Source organism: Aeoliella straminimaris (assembly GCF_024054565.1).
In the GTDB taxonomy this organism is placed as follows: Bacteria; Planctomycetota; Planctomycetia; order Pirellulales; family Lacipirellulaceae; genus Aeoliella; species Aeoliella straminimaris.
On sequence record NZ_JAMXLR010000084.1, the window covers coordinates 1 to 1,791 of the forward strand.

Annotated in this window: 2 protein-coding genes; both read right to left on the reverse strand. The window is 55.7% G+C overall.

Going from position 1 to position 1,791, the window contains the following annotated elements; genetic code table 11:
- Positions 1–314: 314 nt before the first annotated feature.
- Positions 315–1,148: an IS4 family transposase gene (locus NG895_RS24140; protein ID WP_252855114.1), complete on the reverse strand. Its 834-nt coding sequence runs from the start codon at positions 1,146–1,148 to the stop codon at positions 315–317.
- A 312-nt stretch (positions 1,149–1,460) separates the two neighbouring features.
- Positions 1,461–1,736, reverse strand: coding sequence for a hypothetical protein (locus NG895_RS24145; protein ID WP_252855115.1), 276 nt, complete (start codon positions 1,734–1,736; stop codon positions 1,461–1,463).
- Positions 1,737–1,791 lie beyond the last annotated feature (55 nt).

The following is a 1,791-nucleotide window of genomic DNA, read 5'->3' on the forward strand; positions in this document are numbered from 1 at the left end:
TCGGCCCTCTGCCAAACGTGACGTTAGCAAGCAACGCTCGCACCAACAGATAAGATTACCCTCGACTCGGGATGGAGCCTATTGCAATAATTGTGGGTAATAGAAAGTTTAGCGGAACGGACACCTTTCAAAGAGCAGAAGTCGAGTTCTTGGTTCCATCTTTGCCGATACAGATCGGCTAAGTCAGCGACGGATGCCTGCTCAGGATCGAGCAGCGTCGTGACCAAGATCACGACCTTACTACGAAATCCGCGTTGCTCGACCCGCACGCGTGCTTCACGCACCCTTAGCTGCCTGGGCATGGCCCGCTGAGCCTAGCGTCCCACGCCTCGGATATGCGGTTTGGGCCAGTCGACGAGATGATCGTCCTTGCCCAGGCGTTGGCCTTTACGGAAGTCGGCCTTTCGCAGAGCCTTGTTGAGTCGGGTAACGACATGGATACCACGCTGCTGAAGTTCGTAGAGGTTACGCCAGTTGCACATCAAGGAATCGGTGAGCAGAACGTCCCCAGGCCGCAAGAGCCCCCAAAGCTGCCGCAGCAGAGTGACTTCGCCTTGGCCCTTGCCGGAATAGGCCGCAACTCCCAAGTCCAAGATGGCTCCGCACGACAAGGAAAGCACCGCTCCAACTCGAGCCAACGGAAAGCCTACACCAGGAGTTTGTTTATTCGATTGCGGATAAGCCTCCTGGTTGCTCGGTGTATCCGGCATCGAGATAGTGGTGCCGTCATACATGTAGACGCGACGCCCCTTCCACAACCATTGCTCTCCCGCCTGATCGGTAAGCTGGCGTCCTATGGTGCGTGCGATCGTGGCGAAGAACTTCTCGGGGAGTCTTTTCCGAGCTCGACAATAAGCACCCGTCTTGGAAGAACACGGAGTTAAACCGCGTGACACTCGATGGGCCACCAGACGAGCGACAGCACTTCGACAGGAATGATCGACACTCAGGACTTGGCCTAGAAAGACCCACAACGTAACTAGGGGAGTGTAAGTGCGATCGTTCCAGCATGCCCCAATCGTGGACATCGCTTCGTCGATGCATGCAGGTGATAGCACGTCGGCAAAGGTTCGCTTGCCGTCCTGGAGAAACTGACGTCGTAAAAACTCGCGCTGCCTGCGGTACGTTACTCGGTTAGAGTATCTCATCCTTGAGCCTCCTTGCTGAGATGGGTATCCTTCCAAATCTCCATCTACGCAAGGAGGTCTCTTCGTGTATATGTCACTTCAGCAAAACGACTTACGGAAATGTAAGCGACATTCGGTGGACCATCCTCGCGGAGTTGCTCTCGAGGCTAACGCGCAGCGGTCTCGTCCGGGATTTTACACCTCCGCAAGTTGGCGGAGGCAGTAATCTGCAGCGGCCGATGCATCCGACGCAGATTCGAGTGGCAGTGAACTGCAGGCGGTGGAGTTACCCGACGCGGCAAGTGGTACCGGCAGATTGGCAGCCGTCGAGGTCTATTCCTTCGACAAGGAGTCCAGTTCTGCGCGCCAGTGGTCAGATTGTTCAGTGTCGCCTCTGGACTCGTAGAGTTCGACCAGCGTTTTCAGGCACGACAGATGTTGCTCCCGTTTGGTCAGCGGGATCTTCTCGCGACACTGCTTCAGACTGCGGCATCCCTTCAGAAGAAGGGTCTCGGCCTCTTCGATCTCGCCTTGGCTGGACAAGAGCTCGCCGAGTTGGCACTGAGTCAGGTAGGTTTTCCATAGATCAGGCAGCTTAGAACCGGACAAAAAACTCAGTTGTTAGACGACCGGTAAAGGCCGGTATGAAGTCACCGTTGTTATC